Here is a 4355-nt window from a genome sequence, read left to right on the forward strand (position 1 = left end):
GGTCAGGAGTCTGGGTCGCCAAACCTCAGTCATGCCCCCAGTTTACTTCTCGCCACGAACTTACCGCGTTATCAATAATAAAGTGGGTGTTAGCTGGTTTTTCTAACTCCACTGACGTTACCTTGACTGTTGCAACCGCCATTTCGCACGGCCTCGACGTGATTTTTACCCTGCCAAGCCTCGCGGGCCTTTCGCGACAGCGTAGAAACCTGGAGGTGGAAAAAACCGCGCACGCCCTCGCGGCCCAGTTCGACGACACGGCCAACACCCGATTCTGGTGCTGGCTGGTCTGGCAACTCATCCGCGCCGACGACCAGGGCCACCCCTACGCCGACGACGTGGCCCACCTGCTGGCCCGCGTCTGGCACGACATTAAACACGATGAAACTATGAATTGCCGGAGCCAGAAAAACCCCGCCGCCCTGGTGGTGGCCGAGCTGAAAGCCTGCGGAATCTATGACGCCCTGAAGCTGCTTGCGCCCACGCGTGCAGGGGGCAGGCCCAAACCAGTAGCGGCCTGAACCCCCCAAACTGACAGCAGTACCAACCCCCAGGCCCGCGCCTGGTGCTTTTGGCTGGCCTGATTCTGTGTGCTGTGAAACACAGCTTTTTGCCGTTTGGGAGCAGGTTTTGGCGTATTCTGGGGAGGTGTCAGTAAAGCTGCCATTTGACGCAACAGCGCAAGATGGTCAATATCTAGCATGCTTGACCCCTAACCCCTACCACCTGTAGTATCTGCATGTTGCTTTCAGGTTGAAAGCCTCCGCAGGAACAGAGGGAAGTCCGGTCATGCCCGCACTCTGGGTTCAGTCCGGCACAGTCGCGCTACGGTCACAGTCCGAACGCTCGCCTCGCGGATTACGCCTCTTTTGTGCTTCGCCCCCGCGTCAGGGGCGTCAGGTGGGAAGAATTGCAGAATTGAACTTGATTTGACCGCGCCCATTGTATGGGGGCGCGTTTCCGTTTGCTGGTACAGGTGTCATGAACGCCTGAACCGTCGTGCTTGTTTTCCCCGGAGGTGCTTCCTTGCCTGATTCCGCCAAAACCGACAGCACAGACCTGCTGGTGATGGACTTCCTCGACTATCCGCCTGGTGACCTTCGCGTGCTGAACCCACCGCGCCCGTATGCGGGCGAAACACGCGTGACCCACATCGTTTTTCCCGGTGACACCAACCACCACGGTACACTGTTTGGCGGGGACGCCTTGGCTTACATGGACAGCGCCGCCTTCATCGCCGCGACCCGGTACTGCCGCCGCAAGGTCGTGACGCGCCACCTGAACGCGCTGGATTTCCGGCGACCCATCCCGCAGGGAACCCTGGTGGAACTGGTCGCCCGCGTGGTGAAGACCGGACGCACGTCCATGACAGTATTGGTCGAACTGTTTATCGAGGATATGTACTCCGAAAAACGCCAATTGGGATGCTCTGGTGAATTCGTGCTGGTAGCGCTGGGCGGCGACGGACAACCGGAGGGTGTACCGCCGCTGAAAGGCAGCGAAGATGCCCGCTGAACTGCCGTTGGCCGTGCTGCTGACGGGAATTGCCAAGGGGCGCGGCAGCGCGGAGATGATGCTCTCCCTCCTTGCCATCCTGCATGACAAGGGCGTGCTGAGCGAGGCTGAAGTGCGTCGGGTGGTGAACGTGCTGGCCGCCGACATGAGTGAATTCAACTCGGAACTGCGCCAGGGCCACGAATCGCCCAGGCATCTGAAAGGCTAGTCGTGCTGCAACTCGTTTACGACTCGATGACGGGCAACGTGCGGCGTTTCGCGCAGGCCGTGGCGCTGGACTGTGGCGGCACGGAGTTGCTCGATCTGCGTCAGCAGGCTCCGGCGCGTGAGTTCCTGCTGCTGACCTACACCTTCGGCACAGGGGAAGTTCCGCTCAGCACCCGGAAGTTCCTTCAGACGCATGGGCATCTGCTGCGCGGGGTGGTCGCCAGCGGTTCCTTTCACTGGGGCCATAACTTCGCCCGCGCCGCCGACCTGATCGCCGCTGAATACCGCGTGCCTGTCGTGGCGAAACTGAATAAATCTGGTACGGCAAAAGACTGTCAGTCCGTCTCAACCTGGCTCAGGAGCATGAATGGAACCCTGGATTGAACTGAACAACAAAGTCCTCGCCGGAAACGCGGTGGACACCCGCTACGACACCGATGCCCTGCAAGTGTACTTTCAGGAGAAAGTCAACCCGAACACGGTGTTCTTCCACAACCTGCCGGAGAAAATCCGTTACCTCACCGAGCAGGGCGTGTGGGACGCTTCTCTTTTCGAGCGGTACACGCCCAAAGAAGTTCAGGCCGTATTCGACCGCGCCTACAGTTACAAGTTCCGCTTCAAGGCGTTCATGGGCGCGTACAAGTTCTACAGCGAGTACGCCACCATGACCCCGGATCGCACGCGCTGGCTGGAACGGTATGAGGATCGCCTCAGCATCACGGCGCTCGCCCGCTCGGAGAACGTAGATGAGGCGCTGGAACTCGTTCACCACCTCGTGAACCAGACCTTCACGCCCGCCACGCCCACCCTGATGAACTCCGGCAAGGCCAACACGGGCAGGCTGGTGAGTTGTTTTCTGTTGCAGGACTGCACCGACAACCTCGATTCGATCACCAAGACCCTCTCCTTCGTGGCGGAACTGTCGAAGGGGGGCGGCGGGATCGGCGTGGAGGTCAGCAACCTGCGGGCGCGGGGCGAGTCGCTGCGCGGCATCCAGAACGTCACTAATGACAGTTAGCGCACAGAACCGCCCCCATCCTGGGGCCGCAATATCCCCGTCCGTATCATCGTCTTGATGGTTCCCGCATGTACTTTCAGGGCTGAGCCTCGTTCATTCACCACAAAGTAAGTCTGTCCCTCTCCCTCCTGGTGCAGCACCCCGCCCGCTTCCAGCAATTCCACCACATACCGCTGAATGTCCGACAGCAGGTCACGCCGGGGTAAACGGGCCAACCTATATGGAGCAGGTTTCAGCGGTTCCGCCTGCGGTTTTTTCTGGGCTACTGGCTTAGCTGCTTCCTTTTTAGGTCGCGCACGCGGGCCTTCTTTGCGTGGTCTACCCCGCTTCCTGGGGCTGTCCTGTGTGGTGGGTGTTGATTGGACTTGCTCAGCCAGTTTGTACACCGCTCCCCGCCCTTCTCCAGTTACTTCCAACACGCCCATTCGGGCCAGTTCCTCTAGGTCTGCTTCCCTCGCTGGTGCGCCTGCAAATCCAACCATCCACCGCCGCTCATAGCTGTCGTACTCCGCCACCGCTCCCGGCAGCTTTAGCCCCGCGCAAATCAGCGCCTGGGCCGTACTGAGCTTGCTTCCCGTCACCCGCATCTGGTCAGCAATTGGGGGGGGCACGGCTGGGCCTGCTGCTCCTGGCGCTCCCCCTCCCGGCGCTGCTGGTGTTGTCGGTTTGGGGGTTTTTGGCTTTTTAGTGGCTGATACGGTGTTTTTGGCCTGCTGTGGCTGCGGTTTTGGCTCCACCGGGAACAGTTCGGGCGTACTGGGCAACACGGCAGGCGCGGCGCTAGGCTTGCCCGGTTTGCCATCCAAACCGCGTAACGCGCTTTCTATCAGTTCGCCTACCTCGGCGGCAGACATCCCCGCCAGCCTCTCAAAGACCCACTCACGCGCCCGAACCCGTACAGGTCGGCTTTTTTCGCCCGCCGCCAGCGGCACGGTTCCCAACGTGGCGATATGGCCTTTCGGGTTGCGAACTTTGGTCATGGCTCATTATAGCGCGTAACGCGGTTTAGTCAATCTTCATAACGTGTTACGCGGTTTGGGTGAAAAATTTCAGACCGGGGGCGGGTCTCATCCTCGCGGGCGGTTGGTGCTGGTGGGGCCTGCGGTGCGCCCTTTGCGCCGCTGGTCACGCCAGCGCCAACCGCCCACCCTCCCCAAGTTATCCACAGGCCCGCCGCTCAACACTCCCAAAACTGGGCCAAAATCCGAAAAACGCCGATTTTTCAAAAAATTTCGGGGGCCAGACAGACCCACCTCACGAGCAACCTAGGCATATCCCGCCTTCAGCCCTTGCGCGGCTGTGCTGGAAAAGAGCCAGCACAACCACCCAAGAGCCTCAGTTGGGGTGAGGATGGCGACACACCCAGCACCCCAGCACGCCAAAAAGAGCCAAAGACAACCAGTTTAAGACACGCGGAAGGGCAAAAAGCGAGCTAAAAGGGAGGCCAGGACGGACAAGGGCCTGGGCGCACCCCCAAAAAGGAACCCCTTACGGGGTAGGTACTCCCGGCAGGGCCTCCGGCCTGTATAACCTGATACCACGGGGTGACGTGAGAGTTGAGCCGAAAAATTACCCTAGTGACGTAGAACACATTTTCTCTGGCGGGCCTACTAGG

The 4355-nt window shown here is 60.1% G+C and carries 6 protein-coding genes; 5 read left to right on the forward strand and 1 reads right to left on the reverse strand.

What is annotated here, in order from left to right:
- The first annotated feature begins 122 nt into the window (after positions 1-122).
- The 5 genes from QZ269_RS12175 (at position 123) to QZ269_RS12195 (ending at position 2740) form a co-directional block, all read left to right on the forward strand.
- A complete protein-coding gene (locus QZ269_RS12175) occupies positions 123-521 on the forward strand; it encodes a hypothetical protein (protein ID WP_291426974.1) in 399 nt (132 codons plus the stop codon).
- A gap of 505 nt (positions 522-1026) precedes the next feature.
- A complete protein-coding gene (locus QZ269_RS12180; protein WP_291426975.1) occupies positions 1027-1515 on the forward strand; it encodes an acyl-CoA thioesterase in 489 nt (162 codons plus the stop codon).
- Complete coding sequence (locus QZ269_RS12185) at positions 1505-1723, forward strand: hypothetical protein (RefSeq protein WP_291426976.1); 219 nt, start codon at positions 1505-1507, stop codon at positions 1721-1723. The genes QZ269_RS12180 and QZ269_RS12185 overlap by 11 nt, the downstream gene beginning before the upstream one ends.
- Before the next feature lie 2 nt (positions 1724-1725).
- Positions 1726-2106 carry a class Ib ribonucleoside-diphosphate reductase assembly flavoprotein NrdI gene (gene nrdI / locus QZ269_RS12190; RefSeq protein WP_291426977.1) on the forward strand — a complete coding sequence of 127 codons (381 nt, stop codon included), beginning with the start codon at positions 1726-1728 and terminating at the stop codon, positions 2104-2106.
- The gene (locus QZ269_RS12195; protein ID WP_291426978.1) at positions 2090-2740 is read left to right on the forward strand and encodes a ribonucleotide reductase N-terminal alpha domain-containing protein; all 651 of its coding nucleotides are present in this window, start codon (positions 2090-2092) and stop codon (positions 2738-2740) included. The genes nrdI and QZ269_RS12195 overlap by 17 nt, the downstream gene beginning before the upstream one ends.
- Here QZ269_RS12195 and QZ269_RS12200 read toward each other — a convergent pair.
- On the reverse strand, positions 2737-3720 hold the full coding sequence (locus QZ269_RS12200; RefSeq protein ID WP_291426979.1) for a hypothetical protein: 984 nt from the start codon (positions 3718-3720) through the stop codon (positions 2737-2739). The genes QZ269_RS12195 and QZ269_RS12200 overlap by 4 nt on opposite strands.
- Between the last annotated feature and the right edge of the window lie 635 nt (positions 3721-4355).

Origin of the sequence: Deinococcus sp., from assembly GCF_018260405.1 — a bacterium.
GTDB lineage: Bacteria > Deinococcota > Deinococci > Deinococcales > Deinococcaceae > Deinococcus.